At 68.8% G+C, this 22472-nt stretch carries 20 protein-coding genes; 11 read left to right on the top strand and 9 right to left on the bottom strand.

Annotation, left to right across the window (positions count from 1 at the left end):
* Positions 1-31 precede the first annotated feature (31 nt).
* From AORI_RS79960 to AORI_RS79980, 5 genes are all read left to right on the top strand, one after another.
* On the top strand, positions 32-847 hold the full coding sequence (locus AORI_RS79960; protein WP_043848456.1) for a lysozyme: 816 nt from the start codon (positions 32-34) through the stop codon (positions 845-847).
* Positions 848-1039: 192 nt separating this feature from the next.
* The gene (locus AORI_RS79965) at positions 1040-1885 is read left to right on the top strand and encodes a lysozyme (protein ID WP_016338036.1); all 846 of its coding nucleotides are present in this window, start codon (positions 1040-1042) and stop codon (positions 1883-1885) included.
* Positions 1886-2050: 165 nt separating this feature from the next.
* On the top strand, positions 2051-2845 hold the full coding sequence (locus tag AORI_RS79970) for a hypothetical protein (protein WP_016338037.1): 795 nt from the start codon (positions 2051-2053) through the stop codon (positions 2843-2845).
* Entirely contained in the window at positions 2842-3951 is a 1110-nt protein-coding gene (locus tag AORI_RS79975; RefSeq protein WP_016338038.1) for a pentapeptide repeat-containing protein, read from the top strand. Before AORI_RS79970 ends, AORI_RS79975 begins: the two co-directional genes overlap by 4 nt.
* Positions 3948-4790 (top strand): hypothetical protein, encoded by an 843-nt coding sequence (locus tag AORI_RS79980; RefSeq protein WP_016338039.1) that lies wholly within the window; start codon positions 3948-3950, stop codon positions 4788-4790. Before AORI_RS79975 ends, AORI_RS79980 begins: the two co-directional genes overlap by 4 nt.
* 42 nt (positions 4791-4832) lie before the next feature.
* Here AORI_RS79980 and purL read toward each other — a convergent pair whose 3' ends face one another.
* Positions 4833-7115, bottom strand: coding sequence for a phosphoribosylformylglycinamidine synthase subunit PurL (purL, locus tag AORI_RS79985; protein WP_016338040.1), 2283 nt, complete (start codon positions 7113-7115; stop codon positions 4833-4835).
* Between the two features lie 119 nt (positions 7116-7234).
* On the opposite strand from purL, the gene AORI_RS79990 reads away from it, so the two are divergent.
* The gene (locus AORI_RS79990; RefSeq protein WP_016338041.1) at positions 7235-8860 is read left to right on the top strand and encodes an ABC transporter ATP-binding protein; all 1626 of its coding nucleotides are present in this window, start codon (positions 7235-7237) and stop codon (positions 8858-8860) included.
* Complete coding sequence (locus AORI_RS79995) at positions 8857-10584, top strand: ABC transporter ATP-binding protein (RefSeq protein ID WP_016338042.1); 1728 nt, start codon at positions 8857-8859, stop codon at positions 10582-10584. The genes AORI_RS79990 and AORI_RS79995 overlap by 4 nt, the downstream gene beginning before the upstream one ends.
* A gap of 63 nt (positions 10585-10647) precedes the next feature.
* On the opposite strand, the gene purQ is transcribed toward AORI_RS79995, so the two are convergent.
* Both purQ and purS read right to left on the bottom strand, forming a co-directional pair.
* Positions 10648-11325: a phosphoribosylformylglycinamidine synthase subunit PurQ gene (gene purQ / locus AORI_RS80000; protein ID WP_016338043.1), complete on the bottom strand. Its 678-nt coding sequence runs from the start codon at positions 11323-11325 to the stop codon at positions 10648-10650.
* Positions 11322-11561, bottom strand: a complete 240-nt coding sequence (purS, locus tag AORI_RS80005) for a phosphoribosylformylglycinamidine synthase subunit PurS (RefSeq protein ID WP_005152565.1) — start codon at positions 11559-11561, stop codon at positions 11322-11324. The genes purQ and purS overlap by 4 nt, the downstream gene beginning before the upstream one ends.
* A gap of 66 nt (positions 11562-11627) precedes the next feature.
* Between purS and AORI_RS80010 the strand changes: the two genes are divergently transcribed.
* Both AORI_RS80010 and AORI_RS80015 read left to right on the top strand, forming a co-directional pair.
* Entirely contained in the window at positions 11628-12401 is a 774-nt protein-coding gene (locus tag AORI_RS80010) for a hypothetical protein (RefSeq protein WP_016338044.1), read from the top strand.
* A 102-nt stretch (positions 12402-12503) separates the two neighbouring features.
* Positions 12504-14084, top strand: a complete 1581-nt coding sequence (locus AORI_RS80015) for a GMC family oxidoreductase (RefSeq protein WP_016338045.1) — start codon at positions 12504-12506, stop codon at positions 14082-14084.
* 77 nt (positions 14085-14161) lie between these two features.
* Here AORI_RS80015 and AORI_RS80020 read toward each other — a convergent pair whose 3' ends face one another.
* Both AORI_RS80020 and AORI_RS80025 read right to left on the bottom strand, forming a co-directional pair.
* Positions 14162-15664 carry an aldehyde dehydrogenase family protein gene (locus tag AORI_RS80020; RefSeq protein WP_016338046.1) on the bottom strand — a complete coding sequence of 501 codons (1503 nt, stop codon included), beginning with the start codon at positions 15662-15664 and terminating at the stop codon, positions 14162-14164.
* 33 nt (positions 15665-15697) lie between these two features.
* The gene (locus AORI_RS80025; protein WP_016338047.1) at positions 15698-16840 is read right to left on the bottom strand and encodes an MFS transporter; all 1143 of its coding nucleotides are present in this window, start codon (positions 16838-16840) and stop codon (positions 15698-15700) included.
* A 62-nt stretch (positions 16841-16902) separates the two neighbouring features.
* Here AORI_RS80025 and AORI_RS80030 point away from each other — a divergent pair, with 62 nt between their 5' ends.
* Both AORI_RS80030 and AORI_RS80035 read left to right on the top strand, forming a co-directional pair.
* A complete protein-coding gene (locus tag AORI_RS80030; RefSeq protein WP_016338048.1) occupies positions 16903-17847 on the top strand; it encodes a DUF5937 family protein in 945 nt (314 codons plus the stop codon).
* A gap of 33 nt (positions 17848-17880) precedes the next feature.
* A complete protein-coding gene (locus tag AORI_RS80035; protein WP_016338049.1) occupies positions 17881-18516 on the top strand; it encodes an MBL fold metallo-hydrolase in 636 nt (211 codons plus the stop codon).
* Positions 18517-18864: 348 nt separating this feature from the next.
* Here the strand turns inward: AORI_RS80035 and AORI_RS80040 are convergent, their stop codons facing one another.
* The 4 genes from AORI_RS80040 to AORI_RS80055 form a co-directional block, all read right to left on the bottom strand.
* Complete coding sequence (locus tag AORI_RS80040; protein WP_016338050.1) at positions 18865-20022, bottom strand: DUF418 domain-containing protein; 1158 nt, start codon at positions 20020-20022, stop codon at positions 18865-18867.
* A gap of 70 nt (positions 20023-20092) precedes the next feature.
* On the bottom strand, positions 20093-20824 hold the full coding sequence (locus tag AORI_RS80045) for a TetR/AcrR family transcriptional regulator (protein WP_016338051.1): 732 nt from the start codon (positions 20822-20824) through the stop codon (positions 20093-20095).
* Positions 20821-21528 carry a DUF2334 domain-containing protein gene (locus tag AORI_RS80050; RefSeq protein ID WP_200870948.1) on the bottom strand — a complete coding sequence of 236 codons (708 nt, stop codon included), beginning with the start codon at positions 21526-21528 and terminating at the stop codon, positions 20821-20823. Before AORI_RS80050 ends, AORI_RS80045 begins: the two co-directional genes overlap by 4 nt.
* A 58-nt stretch (positions 21529-21586) precedes the next feature.
* Positions 21587-22468, bottom strand: coding sequence for a phosphoribosylaminoimidazolesuccinocarboxamide synthase (locus AORI_RS80055; protein ID WP_016338053.1), 882 nt, complete (start codon positions 22466-22468; stop codon positions 21587-21589).
* Positions 22469-22472 lie beyond the last annotated feature (4 nt).

Genomic DNA, 22472 nt, shown 5'->3' on the forward strand with positions numbered 1-22472 from the left:
TTCTCTTTGTCCGGGGGATCGTGGCGACGTGATGAGTCGCAGAGTGTGTTCGAAAGGCTGGGGGGCCGTCCTCGCGGCGGGGGTTTTGCTGCTCGCGCAGACCCCCGCCGTCGCACGGGAAAGCGGGCCCAGGTACGACGGGGCCGAGGAACACTACGCCGGTTCCCAGATCGCGTTGCACGAAGGCGTCAACGTGTCGGTGGGGCCGCTGTACGGCGGCGAAGCGCAGACGCTCGGCCACGACGTCAGCGGTCATCAAGGCGACGTCGACTGGCCCGGTGCCGCCAGGACCGGCGCGAAGTTCGTCTACGTGAAGGCGACCGAGGGCACCGGCTTCGTCAATCCCCGGTTTCCCCAGCAGTACAACGGTTCCTACGGCGTCGGTCTGATCCGCGGCGCCTATCACTTCGCGCGCCCCGACATCTCGGACGGCGCGGCGCAGGCGCACTACTTCGTCGACCACGGCGGCGGCTGGTCAGGCGACGGCAAGACACTGCCGGGCGCGCTCGACGTCGAGTACAACCCGTACGGCGAAACCTGTTACGGCAAGACGCCGGCGCAGATGGTCGCGTGGATGGCGTCGTTCGCCGAGACGTATCTGTGGCGGACCGGGCGGCATCCGGCGATCTACACGTCGACGAGCTGGTGGAAGCGCTGCACCGGCAACAGCAACGTGTTCTGGCAGAACCCGCTGTGGATCGCGCGGTACAACACGGAGATCGGCGAGCTGCCCGCGAGCTGGAAGACCCACACCATCTGGCAGTTCTCGAACAAGGGCAGTCTCCCCGGCGACCAGAACTGGTTCAACGGCACGATCGATCGCGTGCGTGCGCTGTCGCTCGGCTGAACACCCACCCGAGTGGGCGTTACAAGATCACATAACTTGCCCTACTTGGAAATGAAAATCACCCACGTGTAGTACCAATTTCACGGAAGTTAGTGACAAACCCGGCACTAGTCGTCAACAATCGTGCCCGGACGGCTACCACCTGCAAGGTCGCCATCCTCAGCGAGGGTTATCCGTGAAGGGATTGTCGTAATGCGCACTTCCCGAAGAATCGCCATCGCCGTCGGCTCCGCGCTGCTCCTGCTCAGCAGCACGGTCCAGGCGTCGGCCGCCCCGTCCCCTGAAATCATGTCGATCGAACAGGATCTCCAGCAGAACGACCACACGATCGGATCGCAGATCCGGCGCGTGGAAGGCGACAACTCCACCCCCGACTCGAAGGCCAAGGCCGCCCAGCCGCAGCCCGAGGTCGGCGTGCTCGCGACGGTCGCGGGGATGGACGTGGCCAGCTACCAGGGCAACGTCGACTGGAACTACTGGTGGAACCAGGGCAAGCGCTTCGTGTGGACCAAGGCCACCGAAGGCACGAGCTACAAGAACCCGTACTTCGCCCAGCAGTACAACGGTTCCTACAACAAGGGCTTCATCCGCGGCGCGTACCACTTCGCCCTGCCGAACGTCTCGAGCGGCGCGGCGCAGGCCGACTTCTTCGTCAACAACGGCGGCGGCTGGTCCGGTGACGGCAAGACACTGCCGGGCGCGCTGGACATGGAGTACAACCCGTACGGCGCGACCTGCTACGGCCTGAGCCAGTCCGCCATGGGTTCGTGGATCCGGGCGTTCCACGACCGCTACAAGGCGCGCACCGGCCGCTGGCCCGTCATCTACACCTCCACGAGCTGGTGGAGCACCTGCGTCGGCACGTCGCAGAACTTCGGTGGCACGGTCCCGCTGTGGATCGCGCGCTACGCGTCCACCGTGGGCACGCTGCCCTACGGCTGGAGCTACTACACCGTGTGGCAGTACACCTCCAGCCCGCTCGACCAGAACACCTTCAACGGCGCTTACGACCGCTTGCAGGCACTGGCCAACGGCTGAGCTGCGCATTCCGTGAAGAAACGGCTCCCGGCCTCGGCCGGGAGCCGTTTTGGCGCGCGGGGTACCTTCCCCTTGAAAATCCCTGGCACGGGCGGATCCGGAACCAGCGCTGACCGCCGGTCGTCTGATCTCCAGCCTCAGGCCCCAGCACGGAAGGCGAGACCGATGACGTACCCACCCCAGCCAGGCCAGCCCTATGGCCAGGACCCCCAGGGACAGCAGCCGCAGCAGGGTGGCTGGGACCCGAACCAGCAGTACGGTCAGCCGCAGCAGTACGGCCAGCAGCAGGGCTGGGACCAGACGCAGCAGTACCAGCAGCAGCCCCAGCAGGGCTGGGACCAGACCCAGCAGTACCAGCAGCCGCAGCAGGGCTGGGACCCGAATCAGCAGGGTTACCAGCAGGGCTTCGGTGGCCCGCCCGCGCCGCCGCCGAAGAGCAAGACCGGACTGATCATCGGGATCGTGATCGGCGTGGTCGTGCTGGTGGCGTTCGGTGTCACCGGGTTCGTCGCGCCGGGCTTCCTGCTGAGCAAGGACGAGCCCGCGGCCGCGCCGCCCCCGTCGTCCGAGCCCGCGCCGACCTCCGCGCCGGAGAGCAGCAGCCCGAAGTCGAGCACGACCAGGACCCCGCGGAGCACCGAAAGCGGCGGCAGCAGTTCCGGCGACCCTCAGGGCGTCAAGGTCATCCAGGACTTCCTCGCCAAGATCTCGTCGGGCGACCGGCAAGGGGCGATCGCCCTGGCCTGTGAAAACCGGCGGTCGAGCATGGGCTCCGTGCTCGACGTCTTCCTTCCGCCGGGCTCCACGGCGGAGGTCAAGCGGACGCAGGGAACCACCAACCTCGTCATGGCCGAGATCACCGGCACGGTCGAAGGTGAGGACGCCAAGGGCACGATGTTCGCGCAGAGCCAGTCCGGCGCCTGGTGCGTCTCCTCGCTTCTGGTCTCCAAGGCCCGATGAAGCGGTTCCTCCGCTCCCCGTTGCTGTGGACGTTCGTCCTCTCGTTCGTCCTGTTGCTCGCGGTCGGCGGCTGGTTGCTGACTGATCCGGCGACCAGCCGCAGCGAGGCGCTGAAGACCGGCGGTGTCGCCGGCGCCGCCATCGTCGCGCTGTACGCGTTGTGGCTCAACGACCGGCGGCGCCGGGTGGAGGAACGGCGGCAGGAGGTCGAGCGGCAACGGCAGGAGCTGGAGCTGCGGCGGGCCGACCAGGACCGGGACCGGATCTCGGACGAACGGTTCGCGAAGGCCGTCGAGCTCCTCGGGCACGACGCCGACCAGGTGCGGGTGGGGGCCCTGCACGCGCTGGCGGGGCTGGCCCGCGGTCGCGAGCTCTACCGGCAGACCGTGCTGGACATCCTGTGCTCGTACCTGCGGCGGCCGTTCGACCACCCGCGTTATGAAGGAGAGGCGAAACGTCCGGGGAACAAGCTTCCCGAACGCGGCGAACCTGAGCAGGAACAGGAACTCCAGGTTCGGCAGACCGCCCAGCGCCTCATCGGGGAACTGCTGCCGGCCGCGGATGACGCGGACGCGCCCGGTTACGACCTCGACCTGACCGGTGCGGTACTGGAGTACTTCGACCTGTCCGAGCGGAAGGTCGGCAAGCTGCTGCTCCGTTATGCCGGCCTGTACAGCAGCACCAACCTGTCCGGCTGCGTATTCCTCGGGCCGGTTTACTTGACCGGCGCCGGGACGGAAACGGGCAAGCGGATCGGCTACTTCCGTTGCAACGAAGCCAAGTTCGAGCAGCGGGCCTGGTTCAGCGGGGTGCAGTTCAGCGAAGACGCGGAGTTCTCCTACACGGTGTTCGCGGGCGAAACGTCCTTTAAGGACAGTGTCTTCGCGAAGAACGCCATCTTCGCCGACGCCGAATTCGAGGGGGCACTGGATCTTCGCCGTGCGCGGTTCGAAGGGTTCGGGGACCTGAAGTTCCGCAAGGCACCGGGTTCCGTGTCGCTCTACAACACGTCGGTGGACCCGGCGAGGGATCACGAACTCCCGGCGGACTGGTCCGTCGAAACCCTTCCGGACGGCCGCGCCCGGCTCACGATGAAGGACTCATGAGACGCCTGCTCAAGTCCCCGTTGTTGTGGACGTTGCTGTCCTCGGTCGTGGTGCTCGTCGGAGTCACCGCCTGGCTGCTCACGGATCGCGCGACCAGCCGCGGCGACGCGCTCAAGACCGGCGCGCTGGCGGGCGGGGCGATCGCCGCGCTCTACGGCCTGTGGCTCAACGACCGGCGACGGCGGACCGAAGAGGACCGGCACGAAATCGAGCGCAGCCGGATCTCCGACGAGCGGTTCGCCAAATCGATCGAACTGCTGGGCAACGAGGCCGATCAGGTCCGGGTCGGCGCGATGCATTCGCTCGCGGGGCTGGCCAGGACCCGGCCGGAGTACCGGCAGACGGTGCTCGACGTGCTGTGCGCCTACCTGCGGCGGCCATTCGACCATCCGAAGTTCCCGAGCAAGACCGACTGGGACAACGAAACCGAGGCGGCCGCGGAACGCGAACGGCTGGTCCGGCGCGCGGCCGAGCGGCTGATCCGCGACATCCTTCCCCATGCCGGCACCACCGGGCCGACGCTTTCGCTCAACCTCAGCGACGCGCGGCTCGACAAACTTGGCCTGCTCGGCAGGCGGGTCGGCTGGTTGGGCGCGGATCGCTGCGAGGTGGCGAGCTACCTGGATCTCACCGACGCCCAGATTTCCGGGAAGTTCTCGCTCAAGGACGTGACCATCCACGGGACGCTCGACCTCACGAGGGCGAGCTTCGAACGCAAGGTGTCGCTGGATTATCTCGTCGTGGGGAAACCCGTCGACTTCAGCGTGGCCACCTTCGCGGAGTCGCCGTCGTTTGAGGGCGCGAAGTTCCCTTCCGGATCGACGCTTCCCGGCTCGTGAGTGGCAAGGACGGTTAGAACCGTCCTTGCCACTCACGAGGCGTCAGTCGAAGAGGGCCGGGAGCGTGCGCTCCCACGGCTCCCGAAGCTCGTCCAACGTGAACTCCGTGATGCCCTGGAGTTCGAGCGAGCCCGACTCCGGGTCCACCACGCCGGTCTTGCGCCACGGCAGGCCGCGCGCGGTAAGCATCTCGGTGAACCGCAGTTCCTCGGTACGCGGCACGGCGACCAGCACCCGGCCCGCGGACTCGGAGAACAGCTGCACGAACGGATCCTGCTCCGAGTCGAGGAAGACGCGGGCACCGCACTGTCCGATGAGGACGGTCTCGACGAGCGTCTGGATCAGGCCGCCGTCCGAGATGTCGTGCGCGGCCGAAATCATGCCGTCGCGCGAACCGGCGATGAGGATGTCGGCGAGCAGCTTCTCGCGCGCCAGGTCCACGCGCGGCGGGCGGCCGCCGAGGTGGCCGTGCAGTTCGCGCGCCCAGGCGGAGCCGTCCAGCTCGTCGTGGGTTTCGCCCAGCAGCAGCAGGGTTTCCCCGGCCTCGGCGCCGATCCCGGTGGGGATGCGGCGGGTGACGTCGTCGATCACGCCGAGCACGCCGACCACCGGGGTCGGCAGGATGGCCACGTCACCGGTCTGGTTGAAGAAGCTGACGTTGCCGCCGGTGACCGGGATGCCGAGTTCGACACAGCCGTCGGCCAGACCGTGCACGGCCTGCTCGAACTGCCACATCACGCCCGGGTCGGTCGGCGCGCCGAAGTTCAGGCAGTCCGAGACCGCGACCGGCTTCGCGCCGCTGGTGGCGACGTTGCGGTACGCCTCGGCCAGCGCGAGCTTCGCGCCCTCGTACGGGTCGAGGTAGACGAACTTGCTGTTGCAGTCGGTCGAGACGGCGACACCGCGGCCGGTCGACTCGTCGATGCGAATGACACCGGAGTCCGACGGCTGCGCGGAAACGGTGTTGCCGCGCACGTAGCGGTCGTACTGGGAGGTCACCCATTCCTTCGACGCCTGGTTCGGCGACGAGATGAGCTTGAGGATGTCGGCGCGCAGTTCGTCCGAAGTGGACGGACGCGGCAGCTTCGCCGAGGTGTCGGCCTGCAGAGCGTCCTGCGTGGACGGACGCTGGATCGGCCGGTCGTACACCGGGCCCTGGTGCGCCACGGTGTGTGCCGGGACGTCGACGACGATCTCGTCGTTCCAGGTGATGACCAGGTGCTCGCCGTCGGTGACCTCGCCGATGTCGGTGGCGATGACGTCCCACTTCTCGCAGACCTTCATGAACGCCTCGACGTTCTCCGGCGAGACGACCGCGCACATACGCTCCTGCGACTCGCTGGAGAGCACCTCCGCCGGGGTCATTCCGGTGGCCCGCAACGGAACCCGGTCGAGGTAGATGTGCATACCGCCGTCACCGGCGGCCGCGAGCTCCGACGTCGCGCAGGAGAGCCCGGCGCCGCCGAGGTCCTGGATGCCGACGACGAGTTTCTGCGCGAACAGTTCGAGACAGCACTCGATGAGCACCTTCTCGGTGAAGGGGTCGCCGACCTGGACGCTGGGCAGCTTCTTGCGGCCGCCCGAGCTTTCGTCACCCGAGAAGGTGTCGCTGGCGAGGACGGACACGCCGCCGATGCCGTCGAGGCCGGTGCGCGCACCGAACAGGATGATCTTGTTGCCCTTGCCCGAGGCGAAGGCCAGGTGCAGGTCCTCGACGCGCATCGCACCGACGCACAGGGCGTTGACCAGCGGGTTCCCGGAGTAGCTCTGGTCGAACACCAGCTCGCCGCCGATGTTCGGCAGGCCGAGGCAGTTGCCGTAGCCGCCGACGCCGGCGACCACGCCGGGCAGCACGCGGCGGGTGTCGGGGGCGTCCGCCGGGCCGAAGCGCAGCGCGTCCGCCACCGCGAGCGGGCGCGCGCCCATCGCCATGATGTCGCGCACGATGCCGCCGACGCCGGTCGCGGCGCCCTGGTACGGCTCCACGTAGGACGGGTGGTTGTGGCTCTCGACCTTGAAGGTGACCGCCCAGCCCTCGCCGATGTCGACGACGCCCGCGTTCTCGCCGATACCGGCGAGCATCTTCTCCTTCATTTCGGGAGTGGCGGTCTCGCCGAAGTAGCGCAGGTGCTTCTTCGACGACTTGTACGAGCAGTGCTCGCTCCACATCACCGAATACATCGCCAGTTCGGCGTCGGTCGGACGGCGGCCGAGGATCTCCCGGATCCGGGCGTACTCGTCGTCGGCGAGGCCGAGCTCGACGTACGGCTGGGTCTGCTCGGGGGTCGCCTCGGCGTGTTGAGTGGTGTCAACGGTGCTGGTCACGGTGTCCGCATCAGGGTTCGCCACGGCCGCCAGAATAAGGGAGAGGGTTGTTCACCTCTCGGTCGCCCACACATAAATCGGTCGCGCCCGCGACGGTGATCGGCTTAACGTCGGCAATCGTGCTTTCCGCCACATATCCGCTTCCGCGACTGCGACTGCCCGCCAAGCCGACGGCCTGGCGGTACCTGGTCAGGATGATGCTCGCGCGTCCGGGACTGCTCGCCGTCTCGGCGATCAGCGGTGCGCTGTGGTCGTTGCCGATCGCCCTCCTGCCGGTCGCGATCGGCCGGGGCATCGACGCGATCGGCCGCGGCGACGGCGATTCCGTCTGGCTGTGGGGCCTCGCGGCCGCCGGGCTCGGGATCGCGCAGACGCTCGCGGGCACGGTGCAGCATTTCGCGTCCTACGGCTGCTGGATCCACGGCGCCGGGGTGACGCAGCGCCTCGCCACCGAACACGCGGCGAAGCTGGGCGCGAATTTGCGCGACACGACCACCACGGGTGACGTGGTCGCGATCACCACCAGCGACATCAACCCGATCGGTGACTCCTTCGAGGTGCTCGGGCGGGCGTTCGGTTCGCTGATCGCCTTCATCGTGTGCGCGACGGCGCTGCTGACGACGTCGCCGCTGCTCGGTGTGGTCGCGCTGATCGGTGTCCCGCTGGCGGTGGTGGGCATCGGGCCGCTGCTGAAGCCGCTGGAGAAGCGCCAGACGAAGCAGCGCGAGGAGAAGACCGAGGTCAACGCGCTGGCCGCGGACATCGTCTCCGGCCTGCGGATCCTTCGCGGGGTCGGCGGTGAGAAGCAGTTCCTCGACCGCTTCCGCCGCTCCAGCCAGAAGGTCCGCGCGGCCGGTGTCCAGGTCGGACGCAGCGAAGCGTGGCTCGCGGCCGCGGAGATCGCGCTGCCGGGACTGGTCACGGTGGCCATCACCTGGCTGGGCGCGCAGGCGACGATGAACGGCACCATCCGCGTCGGCGAGCTGATCACGTTCTACGGGATCTCGGTGTTCCTGGTGATCCCGGTGACGACGGCGACCGAGTTCGCGGGTGTGCTGAGCGCCGCGCTGGTTTCGGCGCGGAAGGTGTGCAAGCTGCTGTCCACCGAACGCACGCTCGCCGAGCCGGAGCATCCGGTGCCGCTGCCGGAAGGCCCGCTGGACCTGTACGACGAGACGTCCGGGATCAAGGTCGAGGCCGGGAAGCTGACCGTCATCGACGTCGGGGCCGACGCCGAAGCGGTGGCGTCGCGGATGGCGCGGTTCACCGATCCGAGTGAACCTGCCCTCGTCGGCGGCGTTCCGGTGGACCGGGTCGCGCTCGACGAGCTGCGGCGGCGGGTCGTGTTCGCGCACAACCAGGACATCTGGTTCTCCGGTGTGCTGCGCGAGCAGGTCAGCCCCACCGAACCCGGCGACGTCGAGATCACCGAAGCGCTGTACGCGGCGGACGCCGAGGACATCGTGGACGCGCTGCCCAACGGCGTCGACGAGGTGATCGGCGAACGCGGACGTGAGGTTTCCGGCGGTCAGCGGCAGCGGCTGAACCTGGCCCGCGCGCTGGCGACCGACGCCGACGTCCTGCTGCTCGACGAGCCGACCTCGGCCGTCGACGCGCATACCGAAGCCCGCATAGCCGAACGCGTCGCCAAGCTGCGGCGCGGCAAGACCACCGTCGTGTTCAGTCAAAGTCCTTTGTGGACACATGTGGCCGACGAGGTCATCGATTCGAAAGTACCGGCATGAAAAAGCTGCCGCTGGCAGACAAGAAGGACGTTCGACGATGGATCAAGGAGACCGCGCGCGCCAACAAGCGCGAGTTCTCCGTGATGCTCGGCCTGTTCTGCGTCGCGACCGCGATCGGGCTGGCCGGGCCGCGACTGCTGGGCGCGCTGGTGGACGAGGTCGTCGAAGGCACGACGACCGCCACGATTACCTGGCTGGCGATCGCGTTCGTGGTCGTGCTGGGCGCGCAGGCGTGGTTCAAGGGCCTGGCGCGGCTTCGCGCGAGGGTGTTCGGCGAGCGGATCCTCGCGAACAACCGCGAGGAGTTCGTCGGGAACGCGCTGAACCTGCCGCTCGGGACGGTCGAGGCCGCGGGCACCGGCGACCTGCTCAGCCGGGCGACCACCGACGTCAGCCGTATCGACCACGCGGTGCGCTTCGGCGCGCCGGAGATCCTGATCGCCGCGGTCACGGTGGTGTTCACCGTGGTGGCGATGGTGATCACGTCCCCGTTCCTGGCGCTGGGCCTGCTGGTCGCGCTGCCGCTGCTGGTACCGGTGAACATCTGGTACCAGCGGCGGATCCCGGACGTGATGCGGCGGATGCTGGACAAGTGGTCCGAGCTTCAGTCCACCACGCACGAGACCGCGGAGGGCGCGCGGACGGCGGAGGCACTGAGTCTGACCGGCCGCCGGATCCGGACCGGGCACGACGGTCTCGACGCGTCGATGCTGGGCGAACGCAAGATCCGGGCGCTGCAGATGCGGTGGATCCCGTCGCTGGAGATCAGCTACGTGCTGCCGGTGCCGGTGATGCTCGGGCTCGGCCTGCTCGCCTACTCGAACGGCTGGGAAGGGCTCGGCACGATCACCGCGATGCTGCTGTATTCGCAGGTCATGACGGGTCCGCTGAACGAGGCGCTGTTCTGGCTCGCGGACATCCAGGTGGCCGGGGTCTCGCTGCGGCGGCTGCTGGGTGTCCGGCCCGCTCCGGCTTCGGATGAGGCTTCGGAGGCGCCGCGCGGCCAGGACATCGAGGTCCGCGACGTGCGCTTCGGCTACAACGCGGACCGCGAAGTGCTCCACGGGATCGACCTGCGAGTGCCCGCCGGTGAGCGGCTGGCGATCGTCGGGCCGTCCGGGGCGGGCAAGTCGACGCTGGGACGGCTGCTGGCCGGGATGTCGGCGCCGACGTCGGGCTCGGTGCGGATCGGCGGCGCCGAGGTGTCGACGCTGCCGGACGACGTCCTGCGCGGCGAGGTTCTGTTGCTGACGCAGGAGCAGCACGTGTTCGCGGGGACGCTGCGGGACAACCTCACGCTCCCGGCCGGGGACTGGACCGACGAACGGCTGCTGGCCGCGCTGGCTTCGGTCGGGGCTTCGGAGTGGGTCGCGAGCCTGCCGGACGGGCTGGACACGAAGGTCGGGGCCGGGGCGGTCGCGGTCCCGGCGGCGATGGCGCAGCAGCTGGCGCTGGCGCGGGTCGTACTGGCCGACCCGCACACGCTGGTGCTGGACGAGGCGACGTCGCTGCTGGACACAGGCTCGGCGCGGGAGCTGGAGCGGTCGCTGAGCGCGGTGCTCGAAGGGCGCACGGTGATCGCGATCGCGCACCGGCTGCACACCGCGGCCGCGGCGGACCGGGTCGCGGTCATCGAGGGCGGACGGGTGACCGAGCTGGGCTCGCACACGGAACTGCTGGCGGCCGGTGGGCCCTACGCCGCCCTGGTCGCCGCCGCCTCCTGAAGTGTCATGAAAGGGTCGTTCAGGACATTTTTCGTCCTGAACGACCCTTTCATGACATTTGACTCAAGCGGAGACGAGAGCGTCCACGGCGCTGTAGAACATGCCGAGGCCGTCGTCGGAGGGCCCGGTGAGGGCGTCGATGGCGTGCTCCGGGTGCGGCATGAGCCCGACGACGCGGCCGTTCTCGCTGCGGATCCCGGCGATGTCGTTGCGCGAACCGTTCGGGTTGCCGCCGACGTAGCGGAACACCACGCGGCCCTCACCCTCCAGCTCGTCGAGCGTGTTCTGCTCGGCGACGAAGCAGCCGTCGATGTTCTTCATCGGGATGAGGATCTCGGCACCCTTGTCGTACCGGGTGGTCCACGCGGTCTCGGTGTTCTCGACGCGCAGCCACTGGTCGCGGCAGATGAAGTGCAGGCCCGCGTTGCGGATCATCGCGCCCGGCAGCAGCCCGGCCTCGCACAGGATCTGGAAGCCGTTGCAGATGCCCAGCACCGGCATGCCCTTGTGGGCGGCCTCGATCACCGACGACATCACCGGCGCGAACCGGGCGATGACGCCGGCGCGCAGGTAGTCGCCGTAGGAGAAGCCACCGGGGACGACGACCGCGTCGACACCCTTCAGGTCCTCGTCGGCGTGCCACAGCGGCACGGCCTCGGCGTCGGCGTAGCGGACCGCGCGGGCCGCGTCGCCGTCGTCGAGCGTGCCGGGGAAGGTGATGACCCCGATGCGGGCGCTCACGCGTCCACCCGCTTGATGGTCCACTGCTCGATGACGGGGTTCGCGAGGAAACCTTCGGCGATCTTTTCGAGCGTCGCGTCGTCGACGGAGTCGTCGACCTCGATCTCGAAGTGCTTGCCCTGACGGATCCCGGTGATCCCGGTGAAGCCGAGACGACCGGCCGCGCCGAGCGCGGCTTGGCCCTGCGGGTCGAGGATTTCGGGCTTGGGCATGACGTCGACGACGACTCGGGCCACGGCAGGCTGCTCCTTATTCACGCAGGTCGTGGGTACCGCCCGAGCCTACTTCACTACGGTTGCCGCATGACCTACGGGCAGTACGCACCGCCGAAGAAGTCGAAGACCGGGCTCTGGATCACGCTGGCGCTGGTGTTCGTCCTGATCGCGGGCGGTGTCGCGTTCACCGGCTTCGTGACGCCGGGGTTCTTCAAGACCAAGCCCGACACCACCTCGCGTGCGACGCCCGAGCAGCTGGGCCAGTCGTTCGTGAACGGCGTGGGCGAGGGTCGCGTCAGTCAGCTCTGGTGCCCGATCCGCTCGAAGCGGTCGTACACCTTCGAGCAGATGGCGGCCGTCTCCGAAGGCGCACAGCTGAGCACGCCCGCGCACCAGCGTGCGCCGCAGGAGTACTCGGCCGCGTTGACCACCGGCGGCCAGACCGTCGGGATCGCGATGATCCCCGGTGAGGGCGGCTGGTGCGTGCGCGACGCCAAGGTCGGCGGCGAGCCCGAGCCGCTGCCGAGCCTCGAGACGAAGCCGTCGCCCCGTCCGGACGTCAAGACCGGGGAAGAGGCGGGGAACAAGTTCGTCGACGCGATCAACGCGCGCGACATCCCGGCGGCGTTGTCCGTGCTGTGCGAGAAGGTGGCGGACACGACGCGCGACGGCGTGCAGCAGATCATCCACGGTGAGGCGAGGTACACCGTCGACAACGCCGACGTGCTGACCACCGCGAAGCAGACGATCCTGCACCTGTCGGGCGAGGTCGACGGCGTCCGGAACCCCGGCCGCATCGAGACCGAGGACGACGCCGAGGGCGGCCCCTGCGTGACCTCTTTTTCACCCGACTCCGACTGAGCTCGCACCGATCCTTCGTCTGGGGGATGCTCGGAGCGCGGCGCTGGGCCAAGATGAGCCCATTGGCGGGGCGTCAACACCGGGCGAGCAGCAGGAGGCACCGTGGCCGATCAGGACTCCTTCGACTACGTGATCGTCGGCGCGGGCAGCGCGGGATGCGTACTGGCGAACCGGCTGAGCGAGGATCCGTCGGCGCGGGTGCTCCTGCTCGAAGCGGGCGGCGAGGACGACGCCGACGAGATCCACATCCCCGCCGCGTTCCCCGGTCTGTTCAAGACGAAGTGGGACTGGAACTACGAGACGGTCGAGCAGAAGCACACCGGCCAGTCGCTGTACTGGCCGCGCGGGAAGACGCTCGGCGGTTGCTCGTCGATCAACGCGATGATCTACATCCGCGGCAACCGCGCGGACTACGACGGCTGGCGTGACGGGCACGGCGCCGAGGGCTGGGGTTTCGACGACGTCCTTCCGTACTTCAAACGGGCGGAAGGGAACCAGCGGCTCGGTGGGCCACTGCACGGCACCGATGGCCCGCTGAACGTCGAGGACCGCCGTTTCACCCACGAGTTGTCGCTCGCCTGGGTGGATTCCGCGGTCGCCTGGGGACTCAAGCGCACCGACGACTTCAACGGCGAGTCGCAGGAGGGCGCCGGCCTCTACCAGGTGACCTGCAAGAAGGGCCGCCGCTGGTCGACGGCCGACGCGTACCTGCGGCCGGCGTTGTCGCGCCCGAACCTCACCGTGCGGACCAACGCGCAAGCCACCCGCGTCGTCTTCGAAGGCACCCGCGCGGTCGGTGTGTCCTATTTGGACCGAGGTGCCGAAACGACCGTGCGCGCGTCGACCGAAGTCCTGCTGAGCGGCGGTGCGGTGAACTCGCCTCAGCTGTTGATGCTCTCCGGGGTCGGCCCGGCGGAACATCTGCGTGAGCACGGGATCGACGTCGTGGCCGCGCTACCCGGCGTCGGCGACAACCTGCACGACCACCCGGCCTGCGGGATCATCTGGTCGACGCGCGGCACCACCGACCTGGTGGACGCGGCGACGCCCGGCGGCCTGGTGCGCTACCAGCTCACCAAACGCGGCCCGCTCGCCTCGAACATCGGCGAAGCGGGCGCGTTCTTCCCCGCGGCGGACGGGGTTTCGCCGCCGGACATGCAGATCCACGTCGCGCCGACGTTGTTCTACGACAACGGGATGCGCGAACCGACGGTGCCGGGCTTCACGTCGGCGGCGACCCTCGTGGACGTCGCGAGCCGGGGCCGTCTGCGGTTGAAGTCGGGGAATCCCTTGTGGAAGCCCGAAATCGATCCGGCTTACTACGCCGAGTCCGTGGACATGGAGAAGATGCTCGCCGGGATGCGCGCGCTGGTGGAGATCGGGAAGTCCGGCCCGCTGGCGCGGTATCTGGACAAACCGTTCCTGCCGGAGCGGCACGACCTGACCGACGATGAACTGGCCGACTACGTGCGCGAGAAGACGCAGACGCTGTACCACCCGGTGGGGACCTGCTCGATGGGGACGGGCGAGAACGCCGTCGTCGATCCGTCGCTGAAGGTGCGCGGGGTGGAGGGGCTGCGGGTGGTGGACGCTTCGGTGATGCCCGTGGTGCCGCGCGGGAACACGAACGCGCCGACGATCATGGTGGCGGAGAAGGCCGCGGACCTCATCCGGGGCAAGTAGCGCTCGATGTCATGAAAGGGTCGTTCCTGACGTTTTTCGTCAGGAACGACCCTTTCATGACATCCGAGGGAGAAGCGTCAGCGCTTTCCGTGCAGCACCGTGATCAGCTTCGCGACCAGCGCGTCGGTCTTTTCCTTGCGGGAGAACGAGGTCAGCACGATCGGCGCGGTGAACCGCTGCCGCGCCACGGCCTTCGGGCGGGCGAACTCGCGCAGGCCTTCCGGGCCGTGGATCCGGCCGAAGCCCGAATCGCCGACGCCGCCGAAGGGCAGCGAAGCGATACCGGCGAAGGAAAGCGGCGCGTTGATCGCCGTCATGCCGGTGCGCAGCCGTCCGGCCAGTTCGATGCCGCGCGACTTCGAGAACACCGTCGAGCCGAGGCCGTACTTCGTGTCGTTGGCCTTCGCGACGGCCTCGTCCATGTCACGGACCTTGGCGATGGTGACGGTCGGGCCGAACGTCTCCTCCTGCACCGCCGCGGAATCCTCGGGCACGTCGACGAGCACCGTCGGCTGCACGTAGCGGTCGCCGACCGCGTCGACGCCGCCGACCAGTGCCTTGCCGCCGCGCTCGATGGCGTCCGCGATGTGGCGCTTGATCACCGAGAGCTGCGAAGGCATCGTCACCGGGCCGTACTGCGCGGCCGCGTCTGAACCGGCCCGCACGTCCTTCGACTTCTCGACGACCTTCGCGACGAACTCGTCGTGCACGCGCTCGTGGACGTACACGCGCTCGACGCCGATGCAGGTCTGGCCCGAGTTGGAGAACGCGCCCCAGACGGTCGCGTCCGCGGCGGCCTCCAGGTCGGCGTCCGCGTCGACGAGCACGGCGTCCTTTCCGCCGGCCTCGATGATCACCGGGGTCAGCGTCTCGGCGGCGGCGGCCATGATCTTCTTGCCCGTCCCGGTCGAACCGGTGAAGGCGATCTTGTCGACACCGCCCGTGACGAGCGAAGCGCCCGTCTCGCCGAAGCCGGTGATCAGCTGCAGCACCGGCCATTCCGGGACGACCTCGTTGAACGCGTCGACCAGCCATTTCCCGACGCCGGGCGTGTACTCGCTCGGCTTGAAGACGACGGTGTTGCCGGCGGCGAGCGCGTAGGCGATGGAGCCGAGCGGGGTGAACACGGGATAGTTCCACGGGCCGATCACGCCCACGACGCCGAGCGGCTGGTATTCCACCGTCGCCGCCTGGTTCGACATCATCAGCCCGGCCGCGCGGCGCTGCTTGCCGAGGATCTTGCGCGCGTGCTTGCCCGCCCACGCGATGTGCTCGATGGCGAGGACGCTCTCCAGCTGCGCGTCGGCGATCGGCTTCCCGGTCTCGTCGCGCACGACCTGGCACAGCTGCGGCAGCCTGCGGGTGATGACGCCCTTCCAGCGGCGCAGACGTTCGGCGCGGCCGTCGTAGCCGAGCCCGGCCCACCATTCGGCGGCGTCCTTCGCGCGGGCGATGGCGGCGCGGACGTCTTCCTTGCTGTGCACCGGGTAGGTGCCCACGACCTCGTCGGTCGCCGGGCTGAGGGAATCGAAGGTCTCCCCCACGCTGTGCGCGGTCGGCTTCGGCTGGACTGCGGTCATCGACTTCTCCCGTGTCTCGGCTCAAAGCCCAGGCTACGACGTTACTGACGGCGTGCCAATAGCTCGCCTGGGGCGTGCCACCAGCATCGCACAGGAGACGAGCGCCGCAAGGACACCGAGAAGGGGGCACAGCCAGACCGGCAGGACACCGATCGCCAACGAGCCCAGCCCGAAGCCGGACGCCTGCACGGTGAAGGCCAGTGAGAACCCCTCGGACCGGCGGCGTTCCGGCAGCAGCTTCTGCAGGTTGACCGACGAGACGGCCATCAGCGGACCGGTGCAGAGCCCGATCAGCGCGACCCCGCCGAGCAGCCCGGCCCAGCCGAAGCCCGCCGAAACGACGATCCCGCCGAGCACGAAGCCGGCCAGGAACAGCCGCGGATCGCCGACCTTCCCCCGCGCCGCGTAGAGCGCGCTCCCGGTGACGCTGGCGGCGCACAGCACGACGATGACGATCGCCGTCGCCGAATCCGGGGCGCCGAGGCGCTGGACGAGCGGCAGCAGCCCGACTTCGATGGTCGACAGCAGGAGCCCGACGGTGAACAACCCCGCCAGCCAGGGCACACAGGCGGCGACCGGGATCGACTGCCGCTCGACTGTCCTTTGTGGATCTCGCCGGACGGTCCGCCGCGGCACGAGCAGTGCCGCGAGCAGAGCGACGACGGCCATCGCGAGGACCGGTACGGCAGGCCCGGACGTCGCCAGGAGCGCCACCAGCAGCGGTCCACCGACGATGACGCCTTCGAGGATCATCGCGTCCACCGAAACGGCCCTCGGCAGCTCCTCTTCGGTCACCGTCCCGGCGAGCAGGGTCCGGAAACCGCCGTTCAGCCCGCCCGCGACCAGGCCCGGCGGGATCGCCAGCGCGAGCATCACCCAGTCCGGGGCTCCGGCGGAAGCGACCGCGGCCAGCAGGAACAGCCCGGCGGCGACCAAGGGAAGCAGCACGACGAGACCGCGGGCGGGGCCGACGCGGTCGAGCAGCCGTCCGGTCGGCACGGCGCCGACCATCTCGGCGGCGACGAAAACGGCCATCATGACCCCGCCGAGCCGGTACGAACCGGTCGTCGCGGTGGTCAGCACGGTGAAGGCCAGCGGCGCCATCGTGGCGGGCAGCCGGTTCAGCTGAACCCCCGCCGACCAGCGCCAATACCCGGAATTACGCAGCAACGTCATACCAGGAGACCCTGCCGAACCCAGGCTGGCGCGGACCATTGATTAGGAAATAGCCTAATCCGATGATCGAGCTGGTCCTGACCGCCGAGAGCGCCAACCGCGTCCGCTTCGGCATCTCCCCGCTCGACGAGACCATGGGCGCGATGCAGACCCTGCTCGGACGGCGCGGGCATCCGAGTCATCTGCCGTGGCTGCGCGAGGCGGCCGCGAAACTGCCGGACCTGCCCATCGACGGCTTCGCCAAGGTGATGAGCGCGCGGCATTACATCACCGACTTCCTCAGTCCGCCGCCGAGCGGACCGGAGACCACCGCGACCGCTCAACTCGCCGAAATCCGCCGCACCCCGCCGGACCAGGTCGCCCACGAACTGTCCAAAGTAGACGCCGAGCTGAGCGGGCTCCCCGAAGACCCGGCCGTGGCGAGGGATCTGCTGGCGGACCAGATGGAGATCGCCTGGACCGAACTGGTCGAACCGCATTGGCCCCGGATGCGGCGGTTCCTCGTCGCCGACATCGAGGAACGCTCGCGGCGCCTGGCCGCCGGCGGGATCGCGCTGGTGCTGGAGGACATCCACCCGAGGGTGCGGCTGGTCGACGACGTCCTGGTGATCGAGATGAAGGAACGCGGCCGAGTCCACCTCGACCGGCGCGGGCTCCTGCTGATCCCCGGCGTCTTCGCGTGGCCTTCGGTCGGGGTGATCACGATGGAGCCGTGGCAGCCTTCGCTGCTCTATCCGGCCCGTGGTGTGGCCGAACTCTGGTCGGACCCCGAACGTCCGCCGGGCGCGCTCGCGGGAGTACTCGGCCGGACGAAGGCCGCGCTGCTCACGATGCTCAACGAACCCGCGAGCACCACCGAACTGGCCCGACGGCTGGGCTTCTCGGCGCCGACGGTCTCGCAGCACCTCACCGCGATGCACGCCGCCGGCCTGCTCGACACCCGGCGGCGCGGCCGCGAAGTCCGTTACCGGCGCACCGAACTTGGCGACGCCCTCCTGCGGGCCTAGGCTGGAATCGACCTACCGCGAAGGAGAACACCGATGCGTATTGTCCACTTTGGACACGCTTGCACGCTTCTGGAGACCGAGGGCGCGCGGATCCTGATCGACCCCGGCACCTTCTCGGCGGGCTTCGAGGGCGAGCGCGAGCTGGACGCGATCCTGATCACGCACCAGCACTTCGACCACCTCGACATGGACAGGCTGCCCGCGCTGCTGGAGGCGAACCCCGGCGTGCGGCTGATCGTCGATCCGGGTTCCGCCGAAGCGGTGGGGAAGATCGGCACCGAGTTCCAGATCGCGAACCCCGGCGACGCCTACGAAATCGGGCCCAGCGCCATCAATGTAGTCGGTGGTGAGCACGCGGTGATCCACGAGGAGATCCCGGTGATCCCGAACGTCGGCTACGTGGTCGATCACGGCGCCTTCTATCACCCGGGCGACTCGTTCTTCGTGCCGGAACAGAAGATCGACGTCCTCGGCCTGCCCACCGGCGCCCCGTGGCTCAAGGCCGGCGAAGCGGTCGACTACCTGCGTGCGGTGTCGCCGCGCCTCGCCGTCCCGATCCACGAGGCCGTCCTCGCGCGGCCGCAGATGCACTACGGCCTGTTCTCGAATCTCGCGCCGGAAGGCACCGAGGTGAAGGTGCTCGATGTCGGGGAGCCGGTGAAGCTTTAGGTCCGGTACGCCGTGCCGCCCCCGATGGCGTTGCGAAAGCCACTTTCGCAACGTTGAAGGTTGCGAAAGTGGCTTTCGCGACACCTGTTTCCACTGAAGGCAGGGCAAACGTGGCGTGATCGGACCGGCCGTCGAAGGTCTCGGGGTCGATGGCGCTGGAACTCGGCGTGCCAGGTGCCGACGATGTAGGAATCGGGACGTTGGATGTCCCGAATCCTCCGTTGATCAAGGTCATGCCGAGCGGGGAAGATTCCGGACACTGAACGTCCCCAATCCTCCCCACTCGCCGACATCGGCTCCGCCGCGACAGCAGGCGGGGGCAAGCCGAGTGGGTGAGCGAATACAGGTTCACCAGAACCATCGACCCCCGCTCCGGTACGCCAGCTTCCGCACCAGGATCTCCGCCGGTCCCCGATATGCCCGGCAGTGCATCACGTATGCGACGACGACCGTCAGCAGCCACACGCCGAGCCCGCACGCGGCCGCGACGAACGTGCTGCCGCTCAGCCCCAGCATGAACGGCGGCGCCAGGATCAGCCACGCCACCGACTGGAACAGGAAGGCGCTCAGCGTGCGCTGCCCGAGCGCCGAGATCGCGGTGACCACGACGCCTCGGCGTTTCCCGCCGACCGCCATGCCGATGAGCCCGAACAGGCTGATGTAGCCGATGGCGCCGAACAGGCCCGCTCCCTCGTACATCAGCTTGACGAGCCCGGCGGTCTCTTCGTCGAAGCCGGCGTAGTCACCGGCGAAGAGTCCCATCGGCAGCGCACCCGCGATCGCGACACCGAAGCCGCCGAACAGGCTGAAAAGGAGCAGTTTCCGATTCGGTTCCTCCAGGACGCGCTTCTTCGCGGCCCACGCACCCACCCAGACGAAAAGGATCGACGACAGCAGGACCGCCGTGCTCATCGGCCATTCGACGAGCCGTTCGCGCACGGCGTCGCCCAAGGTCGGCGCCAGTGAAGACGTGCCCTCGACGGACGGGACGGGCGCGCTCCCGGAGCTCCCGGTGAGCACCAGGTACATCAGCACGGCGAGGTAGCAGACGCCGAAACCAAGGTATAGCACCGGAATCCGATAGAAACCCTTACCGCGCTTCAGGAGCAGCAGGGTGAACACCATGCCGATCACGCCGTACGCGCCGAGCACGTCGCCGGAGAAGAACAGCACCCCGTCGACGGCGCCGAAAACCAGCAGCCACGCGTGACGGCGGAGCAAGATGCCGCGCGTCCGCGGCCACGGCTGCCCCAGCGCCTCCTGACGATCGGCGAACTGCACCATCCCGTAGCCGAGCATCATGCCGAACAGCGGCAGCGCGCACGCGTGGACGAGCACGAACAGCACCACGAAGTACGGCCGCTCCAGGCCTTCCGGCGTCTGATCGACGCCGGGCGTGTTGCCGAGGAAGATGCTCGCGGTATGCGCCAGCGCGACCAGCAGGAGCGCGAAACCCCTGGCCAGATCCGGGGCGAGCACGCGCTCACCGATCGGTGTCGATGTCATGGTTCCCCCTTTAGTATCCAACGTACACTAATTAATGTCCGACGGATACTAATGACGGAGGAGGCGTTTGTCAGCTCGCGTCGATCAGAGCGGCGATGCCGTCGAGGACGACGCCGAGACCGAAGTCGAAGTCGGAGTTCTGTCCGGAGTCGCCGAGGCCCGAGGTCAGGAAGCCCACGGCGTCGGGAAAGCGCTCGGGGTCGATCAGCTCGGCGAGGCCCTGGCCGTAGGCCCGCTCCGCCTGCGCCTGGGTCAGCCCGCTGTCCTTCCGGCCCTCGGCGAGCTGGAGGGCTTGCGCGCACGCGAGGCGGACATAGCCGCCGATCAGCACCAGGATCCCGCCCTTGGTCCCCCAGTCGAGACCGGTGTCGCGCAGCGTCCGCAGGAACGCGTCCATCCAGGCGACCGCGTGCGGTCCGGCGGGCGGGCTGGAAAGCGGCAGTTCGACCAGCCACGGGTGGCGCATCAGCACGTCACGGTTGGCCTCGGCCAACGTGGTGAGCTCGGCCCGCCAATCGCCGGTGGGCTCCAGGCTCGGCGGATCGCCGACGGCGAAGTCGGCCATCAGCTCCAGCAGTTCCGCCTTCGAGCCGATGTGGCGGTACAACGACATCTTCGTGACGCCCAGCTCTTTCGCCACGTTCGCCAGCGTCACGTTCGCGACGCCTTCGCGATCGGCGAGGTCCACCGCGGCCGCCACGACACCGTCGATGTCGAGCACGGACGGCCTGCCGCGGGTGGGGCGCTCCGACCGGCGCCAGAGCCGCATCAGCGTCGCCGGTGCGCCGGCCTCGTCGGTCATCCCGACAATTTAACCCGCGTTCGCGAGAGCGAGCCGTACGTGGTTCCGAACGCGCGGTTCTCCAGCGAGACGTCGACGGCGTCGAGGAACGCCTGCCGCAGTCCCGGCCGGGCGAGGTCCGCGGCGTCGATGCCGAGCCGCACCAGCCCGCCGCGGCGCGCGGCCCTGGCGGCGGCCAGCACCAGCGCGAAACACCGGACGGTCTCCGTGCGGTGCGACGGTCCGCCGAACTCCTGCACCCTGGCGCGCTGGACTTCACCGGACACCAGGTCCCGCACCGAGACCAGGTCCGCGCACAGCGTGAACCCGTGTTCGCGCAGGGCCTGCAAGGTGCCTTCCGACGCGACCCAGCGCGGCGGCGCGAAACCGTCGACGGTCATGCCGTTCGTGTCGAGCGCCGCCTTCGCCGCGATCAGGCGCAGCCGCGCCTCGTGTGCGGGCAGTGCCGCAAATTCGGCACGTTTGCCCAGGTAGACGGCGCGGTGCGTGGGTGGAATCTGGTGGTCGTACCCGTGCAGGAGGACGGAGTCGCCGCTGGTGCGGCGCGTCCGGACCCACTCGGTCACGGGGCCCTCGCCGGTGCGAGCGGCGTAGAGCACGGACAACGGGACCCTGCGCCGGTCGAGTTCGGCCGCGAGATCGGCACAGCGGTGCAACGTCCGGGTGGTCACGCCGGACAGGGAAACCAGCAAACGTGCATCCACCCCACCAGTGAGCCAGCGCCGCCTTGCGCCGGACTGACGACGGAGTGAACGCCGCAGGTCAGGCGGGCCAATCCTGCAACGACCGGCCGGTGATGCGTTCGTACGATTCGATGTACCTCGCCCGTGTGGCGGCGACGATGTCCTCCGGCAAGGGTGGTGACCCCGGTCTGTCCCGGCGGTGCCAGCCCGACGCGGGGCTGGTGAGCCAGTCCCGCAGGGGCTGCTTGTCGAACGACGGCTGTGGGCTGTCCGGCGCGTAACCGCCCGCGGGCCAGTAGCGCGAGGAATCCGGGGTCAGGACCTCGTCGGCGAGCACGAGGTTCCCCTCCCGGTCGATACCGAATTCGAGCTTCGTGTCCGCGAGGAGGATGCCGCGTTCGGCGGCGAACTCCGCGCCGCGGCGGTACACCGCCAGCGTCGCTTCGCGGACCTCCTCGGCCCGCTCGCGGCCGAGCTGCCCGACGACGTCGGAGAAGGCGATGTTCTCGTCGTGTGAGCCGCGGTCGGCCTTGGTCGCGGGCGTGAAGATCGGCTCGGGAAGGCGGGACGATTCGGTCAGACCGGGCGGAAGTTCGACGCCGCAAACCGTGCCGCGCGCGCGATAATCGGCGAGACCGGTACCGGTGAGGTATCCGCGGGCGACGGCTTCGAGCGGCAGCATCGCCAGCCGCCGCACCAGCAGCGCGCGGCCGCGGACCTCGGCGGGGATGCGTTCGTCTTCGTAGGAGACCAGATGGTTGGGGAGGACATCGGAGAGCAGGGAGAACCAGAACACGCTCATCGCGGTGAGCACCCGCCCCTTGTCCGGGATGGGCGTGTCGAAGACGACGTCGTAGGCGGAGATCCGGTCGGACGTGACGAGCAGCAGATGCTCGTCATCGACGGCGTAGAGCTCACGGACCTTGCCGGCGGCGATCTTCGGGTATTCGAGCGTCGTCACGGCT

Source organism: Amycolatopsis keratiniphila, from assembly GCF_000400635.2.
Taxonomy (GTDB): Bacteria; Actinomycetota; Actinomycetes; order Mycobacteriales; family Pseudonocardiaceae; genus Amycolatopsis; species Amycolatopsis keratiniphila.